Raw genomic sequence first — 26,088 nt, 5'->3', positions numbered from 1 at the left:
CCGGGGAGATTTACGTAGACTCAAAATGGTCTTGCTGCTACCTGTGTTATTTGCGTAAGTTCTGCTACTGTATAAGGGCAAAAGACTTGCTAGCGCTGATAATATTTTTATAGAACTCATATTTAATTTTTTAAAAAATGAGATTAAGAATATACCAAATAGCTGATACCGAAGAAATTATGAAATTGTTCTACGACACTATTCATGAAGTGAACATTCATGATTACACACAAGAACAAGTAGATGCTTGGGCACCAGCAAATATGGATATTGACCTTTGGATTAAAGGTTTAGGAAGTAAGTTTACTTATGTAGCAGAGGAAAATGGTAAAATTATCGGTTTTGGGGAATTAGAGGCTAATGGGCATATTGACCGTTTTTACTGTCATAAAGATTTTCAAAGAAAAGGGATTGGTAAAAAAATCTTAGAGCAGCTTGAATCCAAAGCAAAAGATTTAGGAATTGAAAGATTATTTACAGAAGCTAGTATTACAGCTAAACCGTTTTTTGAAAGCCAGAATTTTATTGTTGTGAAACAGCAAGAGGTAGAACGGAGAGGGCAAAAGCTGACAAATTTTATTATGGAAAAATCAATTTAATAATTAAGTAAATTATTTCTAAAAGATTGACTTAAATTTATTTCAATAATGATAATAAAACTTTTGTAGGTTATGTCGCGGTGCGTTAGGCTAAAGCCATAACACACCCTACTTAAGATTTGCTTACTCGATCGATAGTCTCTGAATTAATTTTAAATTGCAGTTTTTCTCGTAATTGTTGTGCTTGCTGATAAGCTACTGTCCGCCCTTTGTTTGAATTGTGTAATTCTGCTGGTTCCAAAGACTGAATATAGTAACGTAAGCGAGTTCTCATTGCCCAAATTCCCATTGAAGGAAACAGAATTAAGGCAAACATGAAAGGCGATAAAGGTAAGAATGGTAATTTGACTAGTCGCTGCAATTTCTGGAAATTAACAGCCCAAGGATGTAAAAACTCACTCCCGATGCAAACTAATGGGAGAATGGGAATATGATAGCGATCGCTGAACTTAACAAAACTCACATCAAACTTTTCTAGTTGATAGCGTCTTTTCCAACCTTTCAGAGGGCCACGGATACCTTCGGGTGCATATAAGATGATTTTATCTTGGGCCATAGCTGCCTCAAAATCATCTAATTCGGCTCGCACACCACCCAAAACCTGCGACCATTTAGGCGGTAGCCACCAAATAACCCAAGGATGATCAAATAATGCTGGACTTGCTACGGGTTGTACCACCCATCCTCTAGCTTCACTTAATAAATAACCCAAAGTCAAAAAATCCCAAGGGAAACTCATCCCTGCGTGATTCATTGCCACAATCAATGGCCCTGTTTGCGGCAAGTTTTCGACTTGTTTTAATTCTCCCCGAAAATAGTATTTAACGATGGGGCCGAGAACTTCTTTGCGAAAGGCTTGTTGATATTTGGGATCAAATTCACCAAGTTCTTTTCGGGGTGAACGGAAACCAAGACGCAACCAGCGAATCAGCATCGCTAGATAAAATCCGCCAGGAATTAAAAATAGTCCATATTCTAGCCAATTCCAACCGTCTGTATCGGTATGATAGTGCTGCCAATGGCGGTTAAATAAAATTAGCCAGCCTGGAGGGTACCAAAGACAAAACCAATCAAACCAGCTAAATATATAGCCTTCACCTGGTGCATTTTCCAGTTGAGTATCGAGGAGGTTTTGGGAGTGTTGATTAATCAAAACGGTTAAAGTTCAGGCAAACATTTGATTAAAAGTGCATTATAGCTTTATAGTTTTGCCATTGGTATCTGACTCAGGGTAAGGGCATCTCAAACACTAATGACAAAAAGGTTTAGAGAAATTATCCTGTTGGAATAAGCAAGCAGCGATTACGTTGGGAGCATCCCCATTTTTCAAAAATCCACGGAACTAAGGCACAAACCCTTTATAACTGTCTTCCCTTTGCGTTCTTCTCTGCAAGGCGTTGTGCTAATGCGGTTCGTTTCTTTATTCTCTTATTGCGCTCAAGAGAATATTTATAATGTAAAAAATTAAGTTCTGTATGAAGCATAGCAATTTAACGTTCCATAAATTTGCAAGAATGCGTAATGCTTGAAAATCATCAAATTGCTTGGCAATTATACTATTTTGGCATCACACAGCAAGAAAATTTAATATTTATTTTATAGTTAGCTTCCTAGGTCGCACAACCTTACAACAGTGAGTATTCATCAGAACTGTGGCAGAGGAGTTAAATCAGTGAATAACAAGCAATTAAGACTAATAAATGATATTGCTGTTTCGCCAAAAGATGAAATTGATAATAACTAATGATTATTTAAATTCTTCCTCAAGTTGGAGCCAGATGGCAAGACACTTGTCCTAATCTTCCTATTATGGAACTAAAAAAGCCACTAAAAATTTCAGATTTAATCCGTGAACTTCGGCAGCAACTGGATCTTTCTCAGGAAAAATTTGCAGCCAAGTTAGGGGTTTCCCTGCGAACAGTCAATCGCTGGGAGAACGGATCTACAGTGCCTTCGCAGATGGCACTAAAGCTGATTGAAGAAATGTTACAGAAGATGGGCGAACCAGGCAAAAGACTACTGAACGAGTATCTCCTGAAAGCGGAGCAACGGGAGGACTCTTAAGATGATGCTGAAAGTATCCGAAAAATTTTTGATGATTCGCTCTTGGTTACTAACTTATGGCGTGATGATTCTGGCAGTCATAGCGGCACTGCTGCTGACACAACTATTGCTACCAGTTTTTGATCCGAGCGTATTTACATTATTTTATGCTGCTGTGGCAGTCAGCGCTTGGTACGGCGGCATGAGACTTGGAGTATTAGCGATCGCATTATCTGTTACAACTGCGCTGTATTTTTTGCTGGAGCCAGTCTACTCGTTCGATTTTCTCAGCCTAAACGTTTTAGTACAATTAACCACATTCTCACTAGTATCCTTCTTAATTACCGCCCTCTCTTCAGAGTTGCGAAATGCCAGACGCAAGGCCGAGACAAGCCTGAAATTGTTGCAAAATAGCGAAATGCGGTTTAGTCGCCTGGCAAAATCCAACATCATTGGAGTCATTGTTACTGATATTAAGAACGGCTCCATCATAGAAGCAAATGATGCTTTTCTAAAAATGGTCGGCTATACGCGAGAAGATTTGGCGGCTAACCAAATAAAGTGGCGTGAAATTACCCCACCTGAATATCTTCTATCGAGTGAACGTTCAGTAGAAGAAGTAAGAACGACCGGAGTATGTAAACCCTTTGAGAAGGAATATATCTGCAAAGATGGCACAAGAGTTCCCGTTTTGCTCGGTTCTGTCCTTGTGCAAGAAACAGAAGAAACTGTCATTGGCTTTGTTGTTGATTTGAGCGAACGCAAACAAGCCGAACAAATCTTGCGGGAGAAGGAAGAACGTCTGAGGTTAGCTAACGAGCGTTTTCAGTTAGCAGCATCGGCGGTCAATTGTCTTATTTATGACTGGAATGTAGAACAGGATACTGTTGAAAGAACCGATGGGTTAACCCGGATTTTGGGCTATTCTCTTGATATTGCAGAACCAACAGGTAATTGGTGGCGAGAACTTGTCCATCCAGAGGATTTGCAACGCGTACAAGAGGAGTCGGCCATCGCTTTGGCAAATAGCGATCGCTATACTGCTGAGTATCGCATTCGCAACCAAGATAACCAGTACGTCTATGTACTGGATCAAGGAATAGTGGTGCAACGGGATGCTGATGGAAAACCATTACGCATTATTGGCAGCACTACAGATATTAGCGATGTCTATGACGAGCTTCGTTTACGCAAGCAAGCAGAGAAAGCAGTCCAAGAAAGTGAAGAACGACTCAGGAGTTTTGTCAAAGCAAATATAGTTGGCATTATCTTTGGTGATGTGAATGGTAGTATCACTGAAGCCAACGACGAGTTCTTGAGAATTGTAGGCTATACCCAAGCAGATATCCAGGCAGGCAGACTACGCTGGAGTGATATTACGCTTTCTGAGTATCAATATTTAGATGAACTGGCTATTGCTGAGGCAACAGTAAAGGGAACCTGTACACCTTATGAGAAGGAATGTATTCGCAAAGATGGTTCTATTGTCCCAGTTGTCGTTGGCTACTCCCTTTTAGGAGAATCTGGGCAGAAATCAGTTGCATTTATTCTTGATATTAGTGACCTCAAGCAAGCTAAAAAAGCGCTGAGTCAGAGTCAAGAGCAATTTCAAGCTTTTATGGACAATATTCCTGCCGCCGCATGGATTACGAATGCAGACGGGCGTATACTCTACCTCAGCCCAACTTACCTGAGCATATTTGATGTAGCAACCAAAAAAGCGATTAATAAAAACATTTTTGACCTATATCCAGCCCAAATCGCTCAACCCTTACTTGATAACATTCGAATAGTTGCCCAAACGAATCAGGTTGTTGAAACTATTGAGTCTGCCCCACGCACAGATGGCACTCTAGGGGAATTTTTGGTGTATAAATTTCCCATTGCAAATGCAACAGGGCAACGTCTAGTAGGAGGGGTTGCAGTTGACATCACCGAACGCGAACGCATCCTTCGTGAACGCCAGCTTGCAGAACTTGCTTTGCAAGAGCGCAGTGAAAGGCTCAAACTGCTCTCTGAAACCACCAGTGATTTGCTTTCAACAGAGCGTCCGTTGGATTTAATGAACAGTTTGTTTAGTAAACTTTCGGCGCAAATGGATTTACATTTTTACTTCCACTATCTAATTGAGACACACGAAAATCAGCAGAAACTTCGGTTAGTTGCTTGGAATGGCATTACTGATGAAGTATTTCAAGCAATTGAATACCTGGAATTTAACCAAGGGATGTGCGGACTAATAGCGCAAGAACGCCGTCAAATTGTCGTCAACAATGTGCTGAACTATACTCATCCAAATGCCCAGATCCTCAAGTCTTTAGAAATCACAGCATACGCCGGTCAACCGTTAATTGCTCAGGGAAAGCTGCTTGGTGTCCTTTCTTTTGCCAGTCGCACCCGTACCCACTTTACCTCTGGGGAGATTGCCCTACTACAAGCAACCTCCGATCAGATAGCGGTTGCTTTGGAACGCGCTGAGTTAATGACTTCGTTACAGCGACGCAAAGAAGAATTGATCCAAGCGAACCGGATTAAAGATGAATTTTTGGCGGTTCTTTCCCACGAACTTCGCACGCCGCTAAACCCGATTTTGGGATGGTCAAAGTTACTGCAAACTAAAAAGTATGATGAAGCAACCACCACTCGCGCTCTCGAAACCATTGAGCGCAATGCCAAGCTTCAGACTCAACTAATTGAAGACTTGCTAGATGTCTCTCGCATTTTACAAGGTAAACTGAGTTTGAATATTGCTCCTGTAAATCTGGAAACTGCGATCGCATCTGCAATAGAAACTGTGCGTCTAGCCGCCCAAGCCAAATCAATAAATTTGCAATTTACGATTTTAGATTTTGGATTAGAAAATTCTCACGGAAATTTAGAATCTATCGATTTTAACAACCAATCTGACGGTCTCAAATCCCAAATCCAAGTTACGCTTCCAGCATCCCAAAGGTGCGATGCAAAATTCCTAGTAACTGGTGATTCTGGTCGCTTGCAGCAAGTTATCTGGAATTTACTTTCCAATGCGATTAAGTTTACACCCCAAGGTGGAGAGGTAGAAATTAGTTTACAGTCTGTTGGTTCTCAGGTTCAACTTCGAGTCAGTGATACAGGTAAGGGAATTAGCCCAGATTTTTTACCATTCGTATTTGACTACTTCCGACAAGCTGATGGTGCAACTACCAGAAAATTTGGGGGATTGGGATTAGGATTAGCTATTGTTCGTCACATCGTCGAGCTACATGGAGGCACAGTTAAGGCAGAAAGTTTAGGCGAAGAACAGGGAGCAACTTTTACAGTCATGCTACCGATAATCAAGATTCACCCAGATAGCCACCAGATTTGTATACAACCTGATGATTTACCCAATCTAAATGGGGTGAAAGTTCTGCTTGTGGATGATGAGCGTGATACGCGAGAGTTAATTGCTTTCATTTTGGAGCAATCTGGCGCGGTGGTAAATCAGACAGCATCGGCTGTGGAAGCATTACAAACTATGCCTCAGTTCCAACCAAATTTGCTGTTAAGCGACATTGGAATGCCAGAAATAGACGGCTATATGCTGATGCGTCAAATCAGAGCGATGTCACCAGAACAAGGAGGGACAATTCCAGCGATCGCTCTTACAGCTTATGCTGGTGAGGCTGACTACCAACAGGCAATCGCCGCCGGATTTGGGCAGCATATCACCAAACCTGTAGAGCCAGCTAAATTAGTTCGAGCGATCGCAAACTTGATTTATAGTCGTAGCAACCTGCCTTAGATCTCCAAATTCATAGAGAAGTAGGGGATCTGGACACCGCGATTTATGCTTACAAACAAACATTACTTTTTTCACCATCTTGTTATTTCTTAATTTGTTGACAGAATAAGAATCTTTAGTTGCTCCATAAGTTTTTAAATTTTAGTTTGGGAGGGGAGCAATCTCCCCTTCTACATAGCTTATCGGTTATCTTTTGGTGAATTTAAATCAGAAAGGACTTTTAAAGCTGCGGGCGTAATTGTCGAAGCAAGAGGGACGTAAACAGAGTCTATTGCAGATAAGCCAACAGGAAACATTGCCAACAAAATGAGGGCACTGTTCATAAATAACTTGTTCATGGGTATAATTGAGCTAAGATTTATTTGAACTGCCTCAGTAATTAATTACTTGAGGCTTTTATTTGCGTAATTGTTAGTAGAGCAACTTACGCCAAAGTTTAAAAACTCGACACCTTTTTTATAAGTCCTGACAAAGAATCTCTGCTGATAAATTTTTCTGACTACTTACACTTTGTCGCTAATCGCAGCAGAGATGTGCTGATGAGATGACATCATTATGGTGAAATTATGACAAATATGCCTCTTAAAGGCTAAATGGGGGCAAATTCAAACTTTAATAAATCCATCGTCCTTCCTGACGGGTGTGAACTAAAGCAGTTTCCTTGAGGGTTTTCAGGTGAAAAGATAGTTTCGACTGATTTACCCCCAAGGCTTTGCACAAATCACATACACATAATTCTTGCTGTCGTAGCAGTTCCAGCATACTAATTATGAGTGGATCGGAAAGAGCATAAAAGCCAGCAGCAATTAAATGAGGAATAGTGGTAGCAGGGGTTTGCATGAATTAAATTTCGAGAAGAAATGCTATCAACCTGAAGCTGAGACTACACTTTCAGGTTGATAGCGAATACCAGCTTGCTTAAAGCGGTGTAAAGCTTCACCCAAGCGATCGCAGTCTGCAATCAAACTAATCCTGACATACCCTTCACCTGCAACCCCAAAGGCATTACCAGGGGTAACAACAACGCCAGTTTGCTGCAACACATTCAAGGCGAAATCTGTGGAACCCATACCAACGGGACACTTCACCCAAAGATACATTGTCGCCTTGGTTCTGGGGATATCCCAACCCAACTCTCCTAACCCGTCAATCAGAAAATCGCGGCGGGTACGGTAGCGTTGTTGTACTTCATGCAAATAGACATCTGGTAGTTGCAAAGCGGTTTCGGCTGCTTTTTGCAAGGCGGAAAAAATACCGTAATCCAAGTTAGTTTTTAGTGTCCGCAAACCTTGAATTACATGGCGGTTCCCCACCACAAACCCAACGCGCCAACCAGCCATATTGTAGGTTTTAGATAAGGTGTGAAATTCCACACCAATATCTTTCGCGCCGGGAATTTCTAGCAAGCTAGTGGGTTGATAACCATCAAAAGCTAACTCGGCGTAACATAAATCATGCACCAGCAAAATTTCATATTTGCGGGCAAAGGCGACGATTTCTTCAAAAAATTCGCGGGGGGCAGTGGCAGCAGTGGGATTACTGGGATAGTTGAAATAGAGAATTTTCGCCTGTCTTGCAACTTCATCAGGAATGGCAGCTAAATCAATTAACCAGTCATTTTCGGGTTTGAGAATCAAACTGTGGATTTTGCCGCCAGCGATCGCCGGGCCGCGAAAATGTGCAGGATAAGCTGGGGAAGGAACCAGAACTAAATCGCCAGGGTTAACGTAGGCGATCGCTAAATGGGTTAATCCTTCTTTAGAACCCAGCAATGGCAAAGCTTCGCTATCAGGATCGAGAACCACACCATAACGGCGATGATACCAATTAGTGATGGCACGACGAAAACTAGCAGTGCCTTCAAAGGGCGGATAACCGTGATTGGCGGGATCTTTCAAGGCTGCGATCGCCGCTTCAACAACTGGTGCTGGCGTTGCACCGTCGGGGTTTCCCATACCCAAATCAATTAAATCTAACCCTTGTTCCCGTGCTTTCGCTTTTAGTTCATCTAAACGGGCAAATACATAAGGTGGCAGTTTTTGTATGCGTTCTGCTGGGACAATCCAATTTAAACTCATTCTTCAACCTCGTCACTGATTCCCTTGGGCGAAACTCGATTCATGTCTTTACTATCTATAGGTGCAGTGGTGGAAACCATTGCTGCCATTAACTGTTCTGGCGCGACTTTAAATGGTAGTCGATGGATGTCAGAATTAGGAACTAGAGCAATTTCGGCGGCTGTTTGTAACTCACCTAATGTAATATTGCCCAATCCCAAATCACTTAATTTTTGGGGTAATCCAATTTCCGTGTAGAACTTTAATAACTGTTGTCGTGCTGATGCTGCTAGTTGATTGCCTTGTAGCATTTCTTCTAAACGCAGTTGCACCAAAATTCCAAAAGCAACTTTTTCGCCATGAATACTGCTATGTCCTGAAATATGAGTTAAACCATTATGCACGGCATGGGCAGCAACTGTGCGACACTGCGCCCCTCCAAGTCCTCCAACTACCCCAGCTAATAAAACACTTGCGTCTACGACTTCTCGCCAAACTTCACTACCTGGTTCCTTCAAGGCGGCGGCTGACTTTTGCAAGAGGATATCTCGCAAAACTCTTGCTTGTTGCACCGCAGCAATAATTAAGGTGTCTTGCAAATGCCCACTGCTAACAGAGGCTTCATACCATTTAGCGATCGCATCACCAATTCCAGCTACTAATGTCCGTTGTGGTGCAGTTTTAATCAAGTCATAATCGAGTATCAGTAAATCGGGACAACGAGACAGCCCCACATCGTAGAGAAATGCCCCATTTTCCGAATAAACATTCGACAAGGCACTCCAAGCTGCACAAGTAGCCCCTGATGTCGGAATTGTCACCACTGGTAACTGTAACTGCTGCGCGAGTAATTTCGCTGTATCTAAGGCTTTGCCGCCACCAACACCAATAATCACATCAGCTTTATGTTCTTTTGCCTTCTTCTGTAAAGATTTCAGGCTAGCTTCGCAGCAATCTGCACCATAAGAAGCTTGGACAGGATGTAACTGTTGCGTTTCTAAAACTGGTTGCAAATTCTTTCGGCTGATGGCGAGAGTAGATTCACCTGCCACAATCAAGGGACGACTTCCCAAACAGGCAATCTCTGCTGCGGCTGATTGCAATACCCCAGAACCACGGATGACTTTTGCCGGGGCAACTGTGAGCGTAAATAATAAACTAGAGGTTTGAGTAGACAAAGAAGGTTGAGTAGAAAGTTGATTAGACATATAATCTAGTTTGCCAAAACCTTGATATTTCTTAATCTAATAGACTTGCAACCAAAGATACTTGTTGCCATCTGGCAACAAACTTGCATCTGAATCAACTAGGTTTTAACCGATCTAATCGCTAATTGGTTAAGCCATTTAACGACGTTGCTTGAATCTGTGATGTCCATTAGCCTGAAATTCCGAACTATCAAAGTTTTGAATAACCGTATGATTAACTAACATTACCACTCTCAGATTCTCAAGAAAAGTGATTGAGAACTGAATCGTCTGTCGATGGTCATTTCAGCTATGGTATAGATGCGTTAGGGTTTACAGATCGATGTCCGCTCCCACGCCGTTTCCTTTGGCTGCAAAAAATTGTAAAAATGTCAATAGTGGCAATTACAATAACAACTGACAAATCACAACTGTGTAGTATCCATTACCCGCAGGCTGATCGAGCTTTTTCCACAGTAGAATCACGAAAGTGTGAATATCTTAATCTAATAATAACTATTAATGTATCGGTAAATACAAAAGAAATTATGTCATTCTGATAACAAGCATTGGGAATGGGGCATTGGAAAACTCTTTCCCATTCCCCATTCCCCATTCCCTTAAGCGTTAGATTTTGGCAATTGGGCGAATTTGTCTGTGTAAATTTCCACTGTGACTGGTGAATTTTGATGAGAAACTAGCGATCGCTTGGCCTCACCCAAGTAAATTGGTACAGAAACCCCTGTTTCCGGATGGATAATCACGCGGGCGCGAACTGTCAACTTGTCGTCTTCCCGTGTACCTGAACGACCATAAGAAAATAGATTACTAGCTGCTTGACGTAAAGTTGCTTCTAATTGCGTAGGTGTAATTTGAGGTGATGTAGTAATAACCGCTTGTGTTGAGCCATTGTCATAAACTAGAGTGTACTTCGTTGCTCCTGGAATCACAGCCCGACTCAAGGGGACTATCGACAGTGCAAATAAACCACCTGTCAGCACCAGCATAAAGCCAGTCGTACCCACCAGCCGAAAGCGGATGCCCCATTTGAAAATAAAAGCCAAAACTGCTAAGGCAGCGAATGCCAAGGTAGCTATACCTGACCATTGGGTGTACTGAAGAAAGTTAGCTGTTGTGAGCATAAGGTAGGTTATGGATGCGTCTTTTTTTTCGTCACCGACATACCCATTTTACTGAGAGCTTACACCATAAGGGTTATTGTAGTCTTTGATGGCAATCAGAATATTGGGTGCCTAGACGCGTACTTCTAGGTCAAAGCAAGCTACACGAAGCATCTTCAAGATTTGTATGCAGCTTATTGTCAGACATCGTAGTTTTAATAAAGTTTAAACTTGCTTTTAGCCTAAGTTTAGTGATGAAATGGAGCCAACCTCAGAACAATTGAAACAGTTATACAGAGTCTTGACTTGGCTAACGCAAATGTATCTCCCGATTTACCTAGTTACCTTAGATGAGCGAACAGATAACATCGTAGTAATAGCAGGTGAAGAAACAGTTGTAGTAATTAATCTACAGAGAGGTTGATTATGAATAAGTCTAACTTTAGAGACATGACATTATTGATATCGTAGTTATATCACAAGTAAGATTCCCCGTTCAATTCTCCGCTTTTCACTTACAAATAAAGAGGTTCTGGCAGGTTACAAAGACCTAATTTCATTTCAGTAACCATGTTTTACATTCCTTTATAAAAGCTCAAATTATTTCAGATATTCCGTCAAATCAATAGGTTTTTAGTTGTGCTTAACTGAAGAAAAATAACAAATATACAAAAGGGCATCTACAAGAGATGCCCGTCATGCAAGAAAACCCCAAAGGGTTGTCCTTACACCTTCCCAACAATCAGCAACATCGAGTGTGACTAATTAAGTGTTAGTCACACTCACATAGTAATCTTATTAACTAAAAACTTGAATTGTCCCCAGTGCATACACTGAAAAAGAACTAATAGCTATTATCCACGTCTAACTAATTTGGATGAGATTCAAGTCTGTATTGTTGCTTATAACGATGTACTACTCCAGAAATGGCAGCCAAAATTAACCATGAGAGCGCATTCAAACGAAAATCGAAGAGGGTTACATCTACTGTATTCAATAAAACCCAACCAATAAAGGCCAGAAGATAACTGAAAAATATCAATCTATCTTCTGTATTTATATATTTAGACTTTCGTAATAATTGCACGCCTGTAATCAAAATCCAAGCAAGTAAGCCACAAAACAAAAAAGTACTAGGAAAACCAGTTTCAGCAGATAACATCAAAAACAAGTTATGGGGATGACCCAATGGAGTGTGCATCTGCGCTTTGTAAAGTCCACTAAAACTGCGTAATCCCCAACCAGTCCAAGGATGTTCCTTGGCTAAAGACCAGGCAAACTCCCATTGAGTTTTTCGCATTAAAGCGACTGGTCTATCTGGATACATATCGTCATTTAACCTTGCCCAAAAAAAGGCAGGAACTACCCGGCGAAAAATTTGAGCGACTGGCGAGGGAGCAAAAGCTGCCAAAAGCACGCTAGAGACGATCGCAGCAACACCACCTACAAGAATGTGCCAGCCTTGGTAAAGTGCATAAGCTAAACAGGCAAAAATAGCGATCGCCCAGCCATTGCGCGAGTTAGTGAAAATCAAGGTAATGAAATTTGTAATCACCGCTACGGTTAGGAAGATCAAGGGGAGTGAATTCTTCCTAATACCCAATCCTTGATACAATCGCCATTGTTCTAGCCACAACCCTAAGCTAAGGATGAAAATTATTGTTAGATAAGCGGCAAAGGTGTTAGCGTGCAAGAAAAGTGAGGCTATGCGACCTGGTGGATTTCCTCCTGGTACGATCGTCCAACTCAATACAACCCACAAAATCTCTAATTTCAAACTCCAGCCTAAAAATAACTGCCCCAAGCCAAGAATTATTACCGGCATGGAACCGATCACTATAACCCAAGCCATTTGCCGCAATTGGACAAAGGTTTGAATGAGAGCACTATGGGCAACGAAAAGTAAAAAGAATGGTAATAAATTAAATAAGCCAAGGAAAGCTGCTGTTTTGTCATCGGCAAATCCAGCACTTACGATCAGCAACAGACTCAAAAGGGCAAATCCCCAGTTGAGGGGGCGGCGATTAATTTTGTGTGATTGTTTTAGCCAAGTTATTAATGAGACAAAACCAATAGTCACAGCCCCCAACAATGGACTCAATGGGAAGATTAACAATGCCCATAGAGAGTAATTCCAAGAAGATCGCCAGCGAGACTTGAAATAATCAGAAACCTTGTTCAAGCTGGCTCCCAACATTCCTCACGAGTGAGGCGAATTTGGGCTAAGGCGAAAATAGTAGGAATGATCCGACCATAGTTAGTGGCGATCGCTCTCCACCCTAAATCTGCAAAAAACCAAGTCCACATCATCGGCCCAATCACGGCAAACATAGTGCGTGCTGCCCCATAACGAGCTGCACTCACTGTCATACCCCGTTGCGCCATTTGCATAGCTACATAGCTTTGAAATTGCGTCGCAGCTGCTTCTGTGCCTGTAATCGCCGCTTGTTTTGCTACTTCATAAGTAGCAAAGTGGATGGCAAATTGACGGGCAATTTGCTTAAGTACAAGTGGTTGGAGAAGAGAAGTAACCGCGATCGCACCACCGCCTTTGAAAAGCAACCCCAAGGGGTCAGGTTGTAATAAAAGCGGTAGCGGTTCTTTTAGTTCTGATTGCACAAGGTGACGCTGCACTCTGAGAGTCAATTTTTGCTTTTCCTGTTCAGGTAATTTTTTCCATACCTGTCCTAAGAGATGCAAAAATACTTCTGCTTCTAAATCAATAGTTGGCAGCTGATGAGAATAGGGAATTTTTAGATACTTACATACTTGAACTAAGGCTTGTCGGTAAGTTACCTGGCCTGTGCGTCCGCGTAATACCGTCATCCCATCTGCCGCCAAAAAGCGAAAGCGCCCCTCTAGTGCATCTAACCAAGCTTTACGGTCTTGGCTTTGCACTTCGATGGGTTCGGGTGTGTGTACATAGTCTAGGGGATTGAACTTACGACTAAATAAAATTGCCGTTAAATCTTGCAATTCTTCTTCGGTCGCTAACTCTAGCGCCGCCCTCATTTCATCCAATTTCCCTTCCTCCCTTCCGTGCAGCTTTCTGTACCTTATTCTACTATTAGCTTTCAGCAGTCATTAGTAGTAATTTTGTCCTTTGATAATAACAGGAGGCAGGAGGCAGGAGGCAGGGGGCAGAAGTAACTCAATCTCATTTAATATAATCCTACGTATAGAAGGCAGGAGTAACCCACGCGCAACAGCATTGGACTTAGGTTGTAGACAGTATCTTCTTTTTAAACTGGGTAATGACTCAAAATTAAAGTAATCAATGATACTTCTTTCCTTTTGCCTCCTGCCTCCTGCCCTCTGCCTCCTGCCTTCTCTCTAAAGGACTATTGACTCATGACTGATATTGCAGTGATTGGTGCCGGAATGGCCGGTTTAGTCTGCGCCCAGCAATTAAGTCAAGCTGGATATTCTGTGTTAGTGGTGGACAAGTCCCGTGGTTTGGGAGGAAGATTAGCTACACGCCGCTTGCATGGAACTTGGGCCGATCATGGGGCTTGTTACCTGAAGCCAAAGGGTAAATTATTTAGACGTTTTGTGGAGATATTGCGATCGCGCCATATCCTCGAAGTTTGGACAGAGGAAGTTTACGAACTCACAGCAGGCGCTCCTTTATCTGAACCGAAAAACCGTAGTCCGCGATATGTTGCACCTGGGGGAATGAGTGCGATCGCTAAATCCCTAGCTCCAGGTTTAGAAATATTACTGAATCAGCGTGTCATTGCTATTACCCCAACTCCCGAAAAGAGTTGGCGGATCACTCTTGAATCTAGCAACGAAGAATTAACTGCAAAAGCTATAGTTGTCGCCATTCCTGCACCCCAAGCGGTGATGCTGTTGGAATCTTTAGGTGAAGGTGTATTAGATACAGCTTTTCTTGATAACTTGCGTTCTGTAGAATTTTATCCTTCCATTAGTGCGATCGCTGGATATCCTCTCACATCCGAATCACTCCCTCAGTGGAAAGCTCTAACTTTTGTAGATGATGCTGATTTAGCATGGATTGGTTTGGACAGTAGCAAGCGTCCTAACCCTCAACAACCACATTTTGTAGTGCAAAGTAGCGCTGATTTCGCCCAACGCCATCTAGAATCTCAAGATTTAGAACCTGCTGGAAAGCTAATGCTGCAACGAGCAGCTGAATCGTTGTCCCTTCCTTGGCTGAATACTCCCGAATGGATGCAGGTACATCGTTGGCGTTATGCCTTTCCTAGCCGTCCTTGGCACGAGGCTTTTTTGTCTACCGAAACTCCCTTACCCTTAGTTTGCTGTGGTGATTGGTGTGGCGGCAATCTTGCAGAAGGTGCGATGCTTTCTGGATTAGCAGCGGCAGATGAAATTAATCATCAGCTGCGTCATCAACCTTTAGATAATGTGAACTTTTTCAACGTTTTTGTCTGATCATTTCATCAGTAGTTAGACTGATTTTGCGCTCTAGTGAGTCGCTATTTATCTGACTTACTAAATCAATATGCAACAAATAAGCTTTTTAGATGAAACAGCAAATTTTGTAGCAAGCGTCAAATGTGATCTAAATTACTAACAAACCTTAACTTCATTAAAAACTTGTTCCTAATTCAAGATTTTTATTGCCGTTAATTTTGATCCCCTAGCCTTGATGCTGCATTTTATATAGATTTCTGCCTTTTTGGCAAAAATTTGAAACAATTAGGATTATAAATATAAAATGTCGCTAAACTCCCAGCATATTGGATGCTGTTTTAAGAAGTCATGCTGCTAATCAGTATAAACTCTAACTAAAATAAGCAAATCAAAATGTCTCAAATTCAACCAAGACAAAAGGCTAGTTACAGGGTCTATTGCATCTATCAGTTGAATTACTTTTAACTGATTCTCATCTAAAAAATTTGTTTTATCCACCAATCATTGACTTGATAAAAAAAGGAGTTTAAAAATTATGAAAACGGTAGTTAATTTAACACAGCAATCAGTAGTAGGGGAAATTGAAAGCGTTTTGGATACATATCCATACCATCCATATCAAAAAGCCTTTGCGATTCCTGACTTACGCCAAGAGCTTATTGCTTTCGTCCTCACCCGTCTTCCCTCTTTTGACGGCGCTATCTCTGAGGGGCATATTTCCCTAGCGGAGGCTGAACAAGGAAGATTAGCTTATTACAAATTGCCTCGTAAACCCTTAGAGCAGCAGCTCCACCTACAGAATTTGATTCACCAAGGCATTTGTTTAATCGTTCAAGAAAAGTCAGATTGGATTAACGATCATGTTTGTGAAATAGTTCAGCCAGCTTGTGAAGCCTCTCACTGGTTTGGTTAATAGTTCACAGTGAATTTTTAATTTTTGAGCTAATCTAACGGTGTTTAGTCGTGGGGTTAGCTCAATATTTTGGTAAGTATCCTGCTCTTGAGGTGTAAACTTTGACAATTAGATTCAAAGGACATTTCCAGGACATGAGAAAAATAACTGCTTTAATGTTGGTAAGTATTACCGTGACTGTCGGCGTGGGAGTATTAACGCCCAAAGTTACTAATGCCCAATTATTTTATCCACCAGCAAGCGATCGCCATTCATTAATGGTAATCGGTCAAGGAGTAGTGAAAGTGCCAGCAGATACAGCTGATATTGAACTGGTATTCAGTAGCGAAAGTAGCAATGGTGAGTCAGAAACGCAACCATCATCTCTACCGCAAACCCGTCGCATTTCCTCACCCTCCAGTCCCTCTTTGTTGGAACAACAAGACCGGGCTACCTCACCAACTCTATTCTTAAATTACAAAACAGTAGCAGAATCTTCACCAAGCAAAAAATCACTAACTAAAGCAACTCTCCAGCCTGTAGTTAATAGCCTAATTGCCAAAGGAATTAGTGCTGATAAAATTCAAGTACAAATTAACCCGAATTCCAGCGAAAATAACGCCAAAATACTGGTAAGGTTAGAAAAACCAACACGCGATCGCGTCCAGGAAATTGTTGCTACAGCGAACAAAGCGACAAGCCAAATTGACAATCTTTCTGTTAAGACTGTGGGCGTTGAGTACGCAGTAAATGACTGTCAGGCTTTGCAGAGTTCAGTTTATCAATCAGCGATGAAAGATGCTCAAAGCCGCGCTCAGGCTTTAGCAACTGCTATGAGTGTTAAACTTGATGTTCCTTCTGTAGCCGAACCATTTTACACATTATTTTATCCCTCATGTAGTTCTAAAACTGGAGTTCCTTTACCATCATTTGCTAGTTTTTTATTATCACCGACTTATAATCCAGATGCCCCAGCAGAAGTTGAGATGAAAAAGGATATTTTTGTGACATATACAACCAAGTAAGCATTTAAATTTAAGTGTGTCGCACTTTAATTTAATCAAGATGATAAGTGCGATCGCTTAACTATTTTCTTCTGAGCCGAATCAATAACTCCAATAATGAAAAAACTCCAGAAATGTTTGTGACAAATCTGGAGTCAGGAAAGATACGCATTTACCTATACCAAATTTTCACCGTGAGAGTATCCTACGTCATCAGGGTATACACTCAAATACAGTAAAGAATGTCTGAGGATTAACTGCTTTATTTACACAAATTTTCTGTTTGAATAGGACTTACGCACGAGTTACGGAATAAGGAACCACAGAGGCGCAGAGGACACAGAGAAATGAGAGTTGAAGTAACGCAAAACAGCCCCAGTAAATCTGAGGCTGCTTTGCGAGAGTTGTTTGCTAGGAGGGGGGTACATCAACAAAGTGATGCCCTATGTTAAATATAAATAATTCAGTATGCATCCCTATTCAGCCGTCTTTTGGCTTATCAGGATGATTTGAAAAATTGCGTAGGCGCAGCCTGTCGTAGACATCGCTTTTTCAAAAAGAAACTCCAGATGCACTTAAGGCATTCTGGAGTAGTAACAGGTTTCTAACATCAATCAATTTTTACATCTGCGATCGCCTGATGTCGTTAGGGTATATACTCAAATCTAATTATGTCTACTCATCCGCAAATAGAACAGCAAATTACCTTCTTTTACACCCATAATCTCAATGCCTCTACAGAATTCTACGAGCAAATGCTGGGCTTGGAGCTATGGCTTGATCAAGGAACCTGTCGGATTTATACTGTTAGTAACTCTGGATACTTAGGATTTTGTCAAGCAAGCAAAACATCGACTCCTCCAACCGACAAACAATCAAGTGTCATTTTTACCCTAGTAACGCCGCAGGTGGATGAGTGGTTTGAATATCTCAAAGAACGTGGTGTCAAATTTGAAAAGCCACCTACACTAAATGAAAAGTACAATATTTACCACTGTTTTTTTCGCGATCCCAGTGGTTATTTGATTGAAATTCAACGTTTTGAGACTAACCATAAAAAAAAGACATAACTAAATAAGTTATGTCTAAATATTCAATTTACAGGGCAGGATTTTTACAGATTAGAACTTTTGGATTTACTAGGGTATATGACACCGACTAATGCGGTATGACCATTACCCTGAGCCATCTACCTTTTCTTCTATCGATTTATCAGAGTGAGGCGCAGGATTTATGCAGCCATCGAAAAATATTTACATTTCTTTACAATTAACCACAAGCACTGGTGATTTTTATATAATGGCTGCTTAATCGCTGACAAAAAACTATTTGTATTAGTCCTAATAATAGGTATTTAACCGGACTCATATTGTATAACAGAAGCTAAAATACAATCATTATCGCAAATGTATCATGTTTTTTAGCAAGATTACTTTTTAAAGTATCCTGTTTGCCAATTTTGCTATTTATATAGTTATTATTTTTAAAGTATCGATATTTAATATATCGATTCGCTAAATATTCTCTTGGGGTGACTGCATGACAACCAAAAAAATTACATGGCTACGTACAACATTGCAATTTAAAGGTTCGGTCATGAAAGCAATCTACAAACATATTTTATTCTGTGGAGCTTTCGGATTTTTGATTTCTATTCTTTACCATTTTGAACTACCTGTATCTCAACCGATTTTAGGAAGTGTTATTCCTAGTATTGTTTTAGGTTTATTACTGGTATTTCGCACCAATACTGCTTATGAGCGATTTTGGGAAGGGAGAAAATGCTGGGGTTCTCTAGTAAATAACATCCGAAATCTGGCCCGGCAAATTTGGGTATCTATTGACGAAATAGCTCCAGAAGATAAAAACAATAAAATTACAGCATTAAATTTATTGGTAGCTTTTGCTGTGACAACTAAATTACATTTGCGAGAAGAAAAAGTCAATAGTGAGTTAGAAGATTTAATGCCATCTAGTAAATATATCAAATTGAAGATTATGAATAATCCTCCTATAGAGGTTGCCTTTTGGATAGGCGATTATTTACAGGAACAATATCATCGCAAATGCCTTAACAGTTACCAGCTAACATCTATGCAAGAATTATTAAACAATCTTGTAGATAATTTAGGTGCTTGTGAACGGATTTTAAAAACACCTATGCCATTAGCCTATGCCATTCATTTGAAGCAATTATTGTTACTATATTGTTTACTACTACCCTTTCAAATAGTAGCAACTCTGGGTTGGTGGACAGGTTTAATTTCGGCTTTAGTTGGTTTTACAGTATTTGGGATTGAAGCAATCGGCTTGGAGATAGAAAACCCCTTTGGTTATGATCCTAACGACTTACCTCTAGATACGATTTGCGCCACAATGAAACGGAATATAGACGATTTAATTACTCTGACTCCAAATGCGCGATCGCAGCCAGGTAATTTGACTTATGAGAAAAGTTGAGACTGTTTAGAAAACAACTAGAACGTTTTCTTAAGAATTTTAATATTCATGAGATTCATCTGTTAGGATTTTTAATTTGCTGCTGGAAATAGTCTCGCCAATCTATAGGTAAAGCCTCAACTTTTACAGCGCGGTGTAACAGTTCTAGGTCGTCTGTTTCGCGTGCATACAATCGGGTAATATCGGCAATAGTGACATTATTTGAGTCTCGACTGATTAACTCAAAAGTATCACCATTCCCTACTTGGCCCTCTTGTAGCACCGAAAAGTAGAACCCTGTTAGGCGGCTATCTAAAAACTGTTTAACTATATCAGCACGTCCAAACTTGATTCCTAGTTTATAACAAGGCATTCGAGGTTGAGTCACCATTACCTCTGCGCTACCAATCTGGAAGCAATCGCCAATATTAACGTCATCTTCTAACAGTCCAACTGTAGTCAAGTTTTCACCAAACATTCCCCAGGGTAAATCTATATCAGGTAACTTGCGCCGCCAATAGTCGTAATGCTCGAATGGATAAGCATAAACTGCTTTGTCTTTGCCTCCGTGGACACTCAAATCAGCTTGTCTATCTCCATCTAAGTTGAGCGCTTGCATCATTACCCGTCCCTCAACTGGTTCTTTAAAAATCCCCGTTGTAACTGTTTTACCCTTCCAAAGTACTTCACGAGGAAGTCCTACATTGACTGAGATAACTTGCATAAGTTAATATCCCCTGTTGCAAAAATTGGATTTTTAATTATATAAAGCAAACTTTACAAAATTCAGCACTCTTCATTTTCCACTTTGAGGCTAGGAATTGTTGGCAAAGAGTTAATAATCTTATAAGTGGCGCTACGCCCAGTCGTAGGTGTAGCACAATACTTTTCGGTTAAGGGGGAAAGGGGAAAGGGTTTGAATTTCCCTTTCCCCATTGCCCTTTAACCTTTCCCCAGACCAAAAGAGAGATTATTGGTTTAACCGAAAAGTATTGGGGTGTAGCACATCGCATAGGCTCATTCCTCCCTGCCCTCCATCATGTTTCGCAGTACTATATAAACGCGAAACGATCTCTTCATTGGTGGATGTGCAATGATGCCTGTACGTCAAACTTTATCAAAGCCTGATATCCAACTTTCTTACTTAGAGTGGAACCAAGGTCAAGAACCCTTACTGCTGTTACATGGTTTAGGCGACCATGCTTTAGTGTGGTCTAGCTTAGGAGATTATTTAGCAGCAGACTACCACATAGTCGCACCAGATATGCGCGGACATGGCGAAAGTAGTAAGCCTGAGAGAGATTATACTTTTGAAAGTGCGATCGCAGACCTTGAAGCACTCATGGATCATCTAGGATGGACATCTGCCCAGATTGTAAGTCATTCGTGGACAGGTAAATTAGCCGCTATTTGGGCAAGACAAAACCCAAAGCGTTTGCGGAGTATAATTCTCGTCGATCCCATTTTCATCTGGAAAATGCCCAGCCTTCTCAGGCTAACTTTTCCGATGTTGTATCGCTTCTTACCTTTTCTCAAAAGCATGGGCCCCTTTGCCAGTCATCAAGAAGCCGAACAGCAAGCACGGCAGTTAAAGCAATATCAAGGATGGAGTTCCTTGCAGCAGCAAGTTTTCCAAGCAGGGATAGAACAAAAACCCGATGGTCGTTGGGGTAGCAAATTTACTATCGCCGCCCGCGACGGGATTTTTGAAGCAGTTATGCAAGTGCCTGGTTTTACAATCCCCCTTGATACCCAAGCGTTCTTTGTCCAACCAGAACAAGGACTTAATCGCCAAGATTGGCAAATCCAGCCCTACAAAACCTATCTCAAAAAACTACGCATCTGCCAAGTTCCTGGCAATCACTGGCCATTTTTGACACAACCAAAGGCATTTAACCAAACTGTTGCAGCTTTTTTGGCAGAACACAGATAGAAAATCTCATTATTATTAGACGGGATTATCATCCGGCAACAGAAGAATGAATAGGAAGGATGTTTAGCGATAAGCGGCTACGCATCTGCGCTTCCCTTAAATCAGTTATTAGTTATCAGTCATCAGCATTCAGTGATTATTGATAACTAATTAGGACTTACACCAAACTACAATGCTGTAGGGGTAATATCCTGCGGGTACTCCGTTGGAAAATTCGTAGATTAGCCGCTTTGCGTCTACATGAATTGCCCCTAGCTGAAAATAAGGGTTTTGGCTATTGTTTGCGTAAGTCCTGCTAATAACTGATAACTGTTAAAGTACGGATAAGCCACTCATGAGCCTTTGTATCAATCCCGTTTGCCCTACACCAAATCACCCAAATAATGAACAAAACCGCTTTTGTCAAAGTTGTGGTTCCCATTTGGAATTGCTAGGACGTTATCGGGTGACGTGCCTGTTGAGTGACAAAACAGGGTTTAGTAAAGTTTATGAAGCATACGAACAAGATACTCCTAAAATCCTCAAAATACTTAAAGAGGATTTATCAGGTAACGCCAGAGCAGTAGAACTATTTCAGCAAGAAGTAACTGTGCTGGAACAACTGAATCATCCCGGCATTCCCAAACAAGATAGTTACTTCCAGTATCAAACCCGAAATGGTTTAGTGTTGCATTGCATTGTAATGGAAAAAATCGACGGGTACAACTTAGTGCAATGGCTAGAGCAGCAGCAGAATCGCCCCATTTCCGAAGACCAAGCTGTAGCTTGGCTAAAACAATTAGTGGAAATTTTGGATTTAGTGCATGGTAAAGAATATCTGCATCGAGATATTAAGCCATCTAATATCATGATTAGATCCCCCCTTGGAAAGGATTGGGGGGAATTGGTACTGATTGATTTTGGCACAGCCACTGAAATTGACAGAACCGACCCAGACCAACTTAGCAATAGTGACGGGATGACAGCACTTATGTCATCTGGCTACAGCGCTCCAGAACAAATGAATGGTCAAGCAGTACCGCAATCAGATTTCTTTGCTTTGGGACGCACCTTTATATTTTTGCTAACGGGACACCATCCCTTAGATATGTATGATATCCAGCAAAATGTATTGCACTGGCAAAATCATGCCATCGATATCTCACCCTTACTATTAAATTTAATTGATTGGCTCATAGCAGCAGATATAGAAAAGCGTCCTGCTAATGCCCAAGAAATTTTGCAGCGCCTAGAGTACATTGAAGAAGGCAAAAAGTTCTGCTCAGATGAGGATTCAACCCCACCTGTTGCGCCAGGTTCCCGCAAAGTAGAAGAGCCATTTGTAGAAGTTGAGGATTCAGAGCCAATCTCGCTGTTGTCGGAGCAGGAACCAGAAAATAGTATTCTTCCTGCCTCTGTTGTTGAAACTCAGCTAACAGAAACAACTCCTGAAAATATTAATTTAGTAATTGATTTGAACACAGAAGAGTTATCCCCGCAAATTCCTAAAACTTTATCATCCCCACAGAAAGAGCCAGAAGAAGTACCACTACTGAAATTTTTTGCAGGGTTGCTAGTAATATTAGGATTACTTAGTATAGTGGCTTTAGCAATGCGAAACTCAAAATTTATTGTGAATTCAAATTATGGGCAATCTCCTGAAAAGAGAGGTAAAATTGATTATTTTTCTTATCAAGAAGGTAGAGATAGCCAGGGGAGGAGAGCCGAATTTAATATAGCTGTTTTATCACTAGAATATAAATGGCTTTTAGGTAGCAATTTTCAAATTAAATATAATGATGAAATTATTAGTATAGACCTTTTAAAGTTGAACTTAGAACAAGAAGGGATACAAAAGATAATGGATGAACCTAGGGAAATTATCTCTGTAGGTACAGTTGCTTGTAAGGGTAATATAGCAGTTCAACAGCGAATGGCTCTAGAACGTTCTAAACAAATTCAATTTTTAGTCAAAAAATTATTTATTAATACACCAAGCGTCAAAGGTTATAGGATATTAAATTTAGGACAATTTCAACGGAGTAATTGTCAGGCAAATCAGGATTTAACTACATATCAGAGAAGTATTATAATTATTGGTGTGAAAAATAAATCCGTAGGTGTAATTCTTGATGAAGCACTACGGGATAGGTTAGAAAAGAAACCTTTTGCTGATTTTAAGTTAGAAGATTATTCCTTGGGGACGGCAGAAAACTTTAAGACGATACCAAGTAATTTATAAAATATAGCAAAGTATATCAGTGTATAGGTTTGATCAATCATAATATATTGCCACTTTAGTAATTATGAATCGTTTATGCTCCCATCCCAGAATACCTCTTCAAACCCGCACGCCAAAGGAAGCGATTCAGACCCAAAAACACTAATATCCAACCAAACATTGACCAAAATCCTCGCCCTATATCCACAGGTAGCCCTACCAAAAGACTCGCAGGAAAATCAATCAAATACGGAAAAGGCGTAAACATTACTATTGCCCGCACAGGCTCTGGAAAAACCTCTAAAGGTGCTATCAAACCAGATAAAAATAGATAAAACAACAACCAAAAATTTTCTAAAGCACTAGCCCGTTCTGTCCAAAAAGCGAACATGGCAAAAGTGTACTGAATTGTAAACCGCAAAGTAAAAGCTAGCGCCACCGCCAATGTAAACAGCAAAAATCTACTCAAACTTGGTACCCAAAAAGCTTGGGGATAAAGAATAAAAAATAATGCCACTAATAAAAAAGCAAACGATAGCCTAGCAAATCTTTCAGAAATATGCCCTGCAACATGATGCCATACTGGGTCGAGTGGTTGTAGCAACTTGGGCGAAAGCTTGCCTTCCACAACCTCTTTTTCAAAGTCCCAAATTACCCAAACAACTGTTAATTGTCTAACGATGAAAACCGTGATAAAGTAACGGGCAAAATCTACAGGTGATAGCCCAAACTGACCGCCTTGTGCTGCCTGTATCCAGATACCCATGAGGATAATCGGCAAAGACCCAGCCAAAACCCATAAAATTAGTTCTGCTCGATACTCAACCATATAGGCGTAGTATACTGACAGCAAAGTTAGGGCTTTTCTAATCATCTTTTTCATTTATAGTGCATTCTCCCCTTGGCAACTCTATATTCTGGCAGCGATCGCTACACAACACCTGCCTGAAAAACTCGCCCAATTACTTCTTCTACAGGTGGTTCAGTGACAGTTAAATCAATTACCTCCAAATCCGTCAAAATCTTAGATACCGTGCGGGTAAGCACCTCTCTAGATACCATAAAATGCACCGATCGCCCTTCTAAGAGTTGCACATCCCCATAAGTCATAAGTTTTTCCATTGGTAGAGGTTGGGCTAACTCTATATGGACTTCTCGGTAAGGAGCAAAACGTTCTAGTAGTCCATCTAAACTACCGTCATACATCAGGCTTCCTTGGTGAATCAACAGCACTCGTTGACACAAAGCTGTAATATCAGCCATGTAATGACTCGTCAACAGCACTGTAGCCTGATAACGCTGATTGTAGTCGCGCAAAAAATCGCGTACCGCCACCTGAGCATTTACATCTAGTCCCAGAGTCGGTTCATCTAGGAACAATACATGGGGACGATGCAAAAGTGCTGCTAGCAATTCTGCCTTCATCCGCTCACCCAAAGATAGCTTCCGTACTGGTTGGGTCAGTTTGCCTTCTAGGGAAAGCATCTCTGTTAATTCTCCTACCCGCCGTTGAAACTCTTTATCAGAGATGTTGTATACAGCAGCATTAATTCTCAAAGAATCCAGCGCTGGTAAGTCCCAAATTAGCTGCTGCTTTTGCCCCATTACCAAGGTAATTTTTTGCAAAAATGCTTCTTTACGCTGAAACGGAATTTGTCCAGCTACTTGAACTGTACCGCTAGAGGGATGAATCAGCCCCGTGAGCATTTTTAGTGTGGTGGTTTTCCCAGCACCATTTGGGCCCAAAAACCCCACTACTTCACCGGGGGCAATTTCAAAGGAAACATCCTGCACTGCTTTAATTGAGCGGTAGGTGCGGCGGAAAAGATGGGTGATTGTTCCTTTAATACCTGGGCTTTTAACTGCGACTGGATAAAATTTACTCAGATTTTTAGCAACGATGATTGACATATTTTTTATATTATAGGGCTCATATCTGATTTTTGAACAATATTTCAGATAAAAACCTGAGAAAATGGGCTTTTCAGTCTCAGTATGTTTTCAGAAATCAAATCGGAGTCCTATAGAACCACGGATGTATACAGACAGACGTAAATCATCGGTGTTTAACTAAACAGAATTCAGGAGCGGAGCCGGAGGCGGAGCGTCTCCGGTCAGAATGGGCTAAACCCTAGCTATCCGCTAACAGGATTGAATTTTGACCAATAAAGTGGATAGCGAGTGAGAGTTTTTTTGATTCTGACTTCTGGATTCTTCTACTGTGGTTCCAAATAGGAAAGTAGAGATTTTCGGCAGTGACATATCATGATTGACTGTGATGAAGAAAGGGAAAGGGGAAAAGGGGAAAGGGAACCCCATACTTAAAAGCAGGGGTTTCAAATATAGACACTGCTAAGTTATCGCACTACGTGCCTTAAAAATCTTGTTTTTTTATTCTCCATATTTAAAAATAGGGGCTTCATACCTTTTGGGGAAAAGAACATTAGTGTAT

General features: G+C 40.9%; 21 protein-coding genes and 1 pseudogene. 11 read left to right on the top strand and 11 right to left on the bottom strand.

Going from position 1 to position 26,088, the window contains the following annotated elements:
• Positions 1–137: 137 nt before the first annotated feature.
• On the top strand, positions 138–599 hold the full coding sequence (locus tag G1O98_RS05785) for a GNAT family N-acetyltransferase (RefSeq protein ID WP_163927695.1): 462 nt from the start codon (positions 138–140) through the stop codon (positions 597–599).
• Positions 600–711: 112 nt separating this feature from the next.
• On the opposite strand, the gene G1O98_RS05780 is transcribed toward G1O98_RS05785, so the two are convergent.
• Positions 712–1,752: a 1-acyl-sn-glycerol-3-phosphate acyltransferase gene (locus tag G1O98_RS05780; protein ID WP_163927694.1), complete on the bottom strand. Its 1,041-nt coding sequence runs from the start codon at positions 1,750–1,752 to the stop codon at positions 712–714.
• A gap of 656 nt (positions 1,753–2,408) precedes the next feature.
• Between G1O98_RS05780 and G1O98_RS05775 the strand changes: the two genes are divergently transcribed.
• Positions 2,409–2,663 (top strand): helix-turn-helix domain-containing protein, encoded by a 255-nt coding sequence (locus G1O98_RS05775; RefSeq protein WP_114082362.1) that lies wholly within the window; start codon positions 2,409–2,411, stop codon positions 2,661–2,663.
• A 1-nt stretch (position 2,664) separates the two neighbouring features.
• Positions 2,665–6,405: a PAS domain S-box protein gene (locus G1O98_RS05770; RefSeq protein ID WP_163927693.1), complete on the top strand. Its 3,741-nt coding sequence runs from the start codon at positions 2,665–2,667 to the stop codon at positions 6,403–6,405.
• Between the two features lie 179 nt (positions 6,406–6,584).
• Here G1O98_RS05770 and G1O98_RS05765 read toward each other — a convergent pair whose 3' ends face one another.
• The 5 genes and pseudogenes from G1O98_RS05765 to G1O98_RS05745 form a co-directional block, all read right to left on the bottom strand.
• Entirely contained in the window at positions 6,585–6,728 is a 144-nt protein-coding gene (locus G1O98_RS05765; protein WP_163927692.1) for a hypothetical protein, read from the bottom strand.
• A gap of 292 nt (positions 6,729–7,020) precedes the next feature.
• A pseudogene (locus tag G1O98_RS05760) lies at positions 7,021–7,245 on the bottom strand (metalloregulator ArsR/SmtB family transcription factor); the annotation flags it as partial.
• 26 nt (positions 7,246–7,271) lie between these two features.
• Complete coding sequence (locus G1O98_RS05755) at positions 7,272–8,483, bottom strand: aspartate aminotransferase (RefSeq protein WP_163927690.1); 1,212 nt, start codon at positions 8,481–8,483, stop codon at positions 7,272–7,274.
• On the bottom strand, positions 8,480–9,670 hold the full coding sequence (locus G1O98_RS05750) for an iron-containing alcohol dehydrogenase family protein (protein ID WP_163927689.1): 1,191 nt from the start codon (positions 9,668–9,670) through the stop codon (positions 8,480–8,482). Before G1O98_RS05750 ends, G1O98_RS05755 begins: the two co-directional genes overlap by 4 nt.
• Before the next feature lie 599 nt (positions 9,671–10,269).
• Complete coding sequence (locus G1O98_RS05745; RefSeq protein WP_163927688.1) at positions 10,270–10,791, bottom strand: Ycf51 family protein; 522 nt, start codon at positions 10,789–10,791, stop codon at positions 10,270–10,272.
• 238 nt (positions 10,792–11,029) lie between these two features.
• On the opposite strand from G1O98_RS05745, the gene G1O98_RS38715 reads away from it, so the two are divergent.
• Complete coding sequence (locus G1O98_RS38715) at positions 11,030–11,194, top strand: hypothetical protein (RefSeq protein ID WP_167306184.1); 165 nt, start codon at positions 11,030–11,032, stop codon at positions 11,192–11,194.
• A gap of 444 nt (positions 11,195–11,638) precedes the next feature.
• Here the strand turns inward: G1O98_RS38715 and G1O98_RS05740 are convergent, their stop codons facing one another.
• Positions 11,639–12,967 (bottom strand): O-antigen ligase family protein, encoded by a 1,329-nt coding sequence (locus G1O98_RS05740; RefSeq protein WP_163927687.1) that lies wholly within the window; start codon positions 12,965–12,967, stop codon positions 11,639–11,641.
• Entirely contained in the window at positions 12,949–13,791 is an 843-nt protein-coding gene (locus G1O98_RS05735) for a hypothetical protein (RefSeq protein WP_163927686.1), read from the bottom strand. The genes G1O98_RS05740 and G1O98_RS05735 overlap by 19 nt, the downstream gene beginning before the upstream one ends.
• A 330-nt stretch (positions 13,792–14,121) precedes the next feature.
• Between G1O98_RS05735 and G1O98_RS05730 the strand changes: the two genes are divergently transcribed.
• From G1O98_RS05730 to G1O98_RS05710, 5 genes are all read left to right on the top strand, one after another.
• The gene (locus G1O98_RS05730) at positions 14,122–15,186 is read left to right on the top strand and encodes an NAD(P)/FAD-dependent oxidoreductase (protein WP_163927685.1); all 1,065 of its coding nucleotides are present in this window, start codon (positions 14,122–14,124) and stop codon (positions 15,184–15,186) included.
• Positions 15,187–15,703: 517 nt separating this feature from the next.
• Complete coding sequence (locus tag G1O98_RS05725) at positions 15,704–16,081, top strand: hypothetical protein (RefSeq protein WP_163927684.1); 378 nt, start codon at positions 15,704–15,706, stop codon at positions 16,079–16,081.
• A gap of 101 nt (positions 16,082–16,182) precedes the next feature.
• On the top strand, positions 16,183–17,085 hold the full coding sequence (locus G1O98_RS05720) for an SIMPL domain-containing protein (protein ID WP_163927683.1): 903 nt from the start codon (positions 16,183–16,185) through the stop codon (positions 17,083–17,085).
• 650 nt (positions 17,086–17,735) lie between these two features.
• Positions 17,736–18,134: a VOC family protein gene (locus tag G1O98_RS05715; RefSeq protein ID WP_163927682.1), complete on the top strand. Its 399-nt coding sequence runs from the start codon at positions 17,736–17,738 to the stop codon at positions 18,132–18,134.
• 469 nt (positions 18,135–18,603) lie between these two features.
• On the top strand, positions 18,604–19,524 hold the full coding sequence (locus tag G1O98_RS05710; protein ID WP_163927681.1) for a bestrophin family ion channel: 921 nt from the start codon (positions 18,604–18,606) through the stop codon (positions 19,522–19,524).
• Between the two features lie 55 nt (positions 19,525–19,579).
• Here G1O98_RS05710 and G1O98_RS05705 read toward each other — a convergent pair whose 3' ends face one another.
• Positions 19,580–20,227 (bottom strand): MOSC domain-containing protein, encoded by a 648-nt coding sequence (locus tag G1O98_RS05705; protein ID WP_163927680.1) that lies wholly within the window; start codon positions 20,225–20,227, stop codon positions 19,580–19,582.
• Positions 20,228–20,599: 372 nt separating this feature from the next.
• Here G1O98_RS05705 and G1O98_RS05700 point away from each other — a divergent pair, with 372 nt between their 5' ends.
• A complete protein-coding gene (locus G1O98_RS05700) occupies positions 20,600–21,436 on the top strand; it encodes an alpha/beta hydrolase (protein WP_163927713.1) in 837 nt (278 codons plus the stop codon).
• 334 nt (positions 21,437–21,770) lie between these two features.
• Positions 21,771–23,657, top strand: a complete 1,887-nt coding sequence (locus tag G1O98_RS05695; protein ID WP_163927679.1) for a serine/threonine-protein kinase — start codon at positions 21,771–21,773, stop codon at positions 23,655–23,657.
• A 73-nt stretch (positions 23,658–23,730) separates the two neighbouring features.
• On the opposite strand, the gene G1O98_RS05690 is transcribed toward G1O98_RS05695, so the two are convergent.
• Positions 23,731–24,519 carry an ABC-2 family transporter protein gene (locus G1O98_RS05690; RefSeq protein WP_163927678.1) on the bottom strand — a complete coding sequence of 263 codons (789 nt, stop codon included), beginning with the start codon at positions 24,517–24,519 and terminating at the stop codon, positions 23,731–23,733.
• Positions 24,520–24,566: 47 nt separating this feature from the next.
• Positions 24,567–25,547 (bottom strand): ATP-binding cassette domain-containing protein, encoded by a 981-nt coding sequence (locus G1O98_RS05685; protein WP_163927677.1) that lies wholly within the window; start codon positions 25,545–25,547, stop codon positions 24,567–24,569.
• Positions 25,548–26,088 lie beyond the last annotated feature (541 nt).

Origin of the sequence: Nostoc sp. UIC 10630 (assembly GCF_010747425.1) — a bacterium.
Lineage (GTDB): Bacteria > Cyanobacteriota > Cyanobacteriia > Cyanobacteriales > Nostocaceae > Nostoc.
This window is presented reverse-complemented; position numbering and strand designations above follow the sequence as displayed.

What these genes read in the sequence shown, in the direction of transcription:
- G1O98_RS05785 (WP_163927695.1), top strand. Translation starts at nt 138, where the DNA reads ATGAGATTAAGAATATACCAAATAGCTGATACCGAAGAAATTATGAAA.
- G1O98_RS05775 (WP_114082362.1), top strand. Translation starts at nt 2,409, where the DNA reads ATGGAACTAAAAAAGCCACTAAAAATTTCAGATTTAATCCGTGAACTT.
- G1O98_RS05770 (WP_163927693.1), top strand. Translation starts at nt 2,665, where the DNA reads ATGATGCTGAAAGTATCCGAAAAATTTTTGATGATTCGCTCTTGGTTA.
- G1O98_RS05765 (WP_163927692.1), bottom strand. Translation starts at nt 6,728, where the DNA reads ATGAACAGTGCCCTCATTTTGTTGGCAATGTTTCCTGTTGGCTTATCT.
- G1O98_RS05755 (WP_163927690.1), bottom strand. Translation starts at nt 8,483, where the DNA reads ATGAGTTTAAATTGGATTGTCCCAGCAGAACGCATACAAAAACTGCCA.
- G1O98_RS05750 (WP_163927689.1), bottom strand. Translation starts at nt 9,670, where the DNA reads ATGTCTAATCAACTTTCTACTCAACCTTCTTTGTCTACTCAAACCTCT.
- G1O98_RS05745 (WP_163927688.1), bottom strand. Translation starts at nt 10,791, where the DNA reads ATGCTCACAACAGCTAACTTTCTTCAGTACACCCAATGGTCAGGTATA.
- G1O98_RS38715 (WP_167306184.1), top strand. Translation starts at nt 11,030, where the DNA reads ATGGAGCCAACCTCAGAACAATTGAAACAGTTATACAGAGTCTTGACT.
- G1O98_RS05740 (WP_163927687.1), bottom strand. Translation starts at nt 12,967, where the DNA reads ATGTTGGGAGCCAGCTTGAACAAGGTTTCTGATTATTTCAAGTCTCGC.
- G1O98_RS05730 (WP_163927685.1), top strand. Translation starts at nt 14,122, where the DNA reads ATGACTGATATTGCAGTGATTGGTGCCGGAATGGCCGGTTTAGTCTGC.
- G1O98_RS05725 (WP_163927684.1), top strand. Translation starts at nt 15,704, where the DNA reads ATGAAAACGGTAGTTAATTTAACACAGCAATCAGTAGTAGGGGAAATT.
- G1O98_RS05715 (WP_163927682.1), top strand. Translation starts at nt 17,736, where the DNA reads ATGTCTACTCATCCGCAAATAGAACAGCAAATTACCTTCTTTTACACC.
- G1O98_RS05710 (WP_163927681.1), top strand. Translation starts at nt 18,604, where the DNA reads ATGACAACCAAAAAAATTACATGGCTACGTACAACATTGCAATTTAAA.
- G1O98_RS05705 (WP_163927680.1), bottom strand. Translation starts at nt 20,227, where the DNA reads ATGCAAGTTATCTCAGTCAATGTAGGACTTCCTCGTGAAGTACTTTGG.
- G1O98_RS05700 (WP_163927713.1), top strand. Translation starts at nt 20,600, where the DNA reads ATGCCTGTACGTCAAACTTTATCAAAGCCTGATATCCAACTTTCTTAC.
- G1O98_RS05695 (WP_163927679.1), top strand. Translation starts at nt 21,771, where the DNA reads ATGAGCCTTTGTATCAATCCCGTTTGCCCTACACCAAATCACCCAAAT.
- G1O98_RS05690 (WP_163927678.1), bottom strand. Translation starts at nt 24,519, where the DNA reads ATGAAAAAGATGATTAGAAAAGCCCTAACTTTGCTGTCAGTATACTAC.
- G1O98_RS05685 (WP_163927677.1), bottom strand. Translation starts at nt 25,547, where the DNA reads ATGTCAATCATCGTTGCTAAAAATCTGAGTAAATTTTATCCAGTCGCA.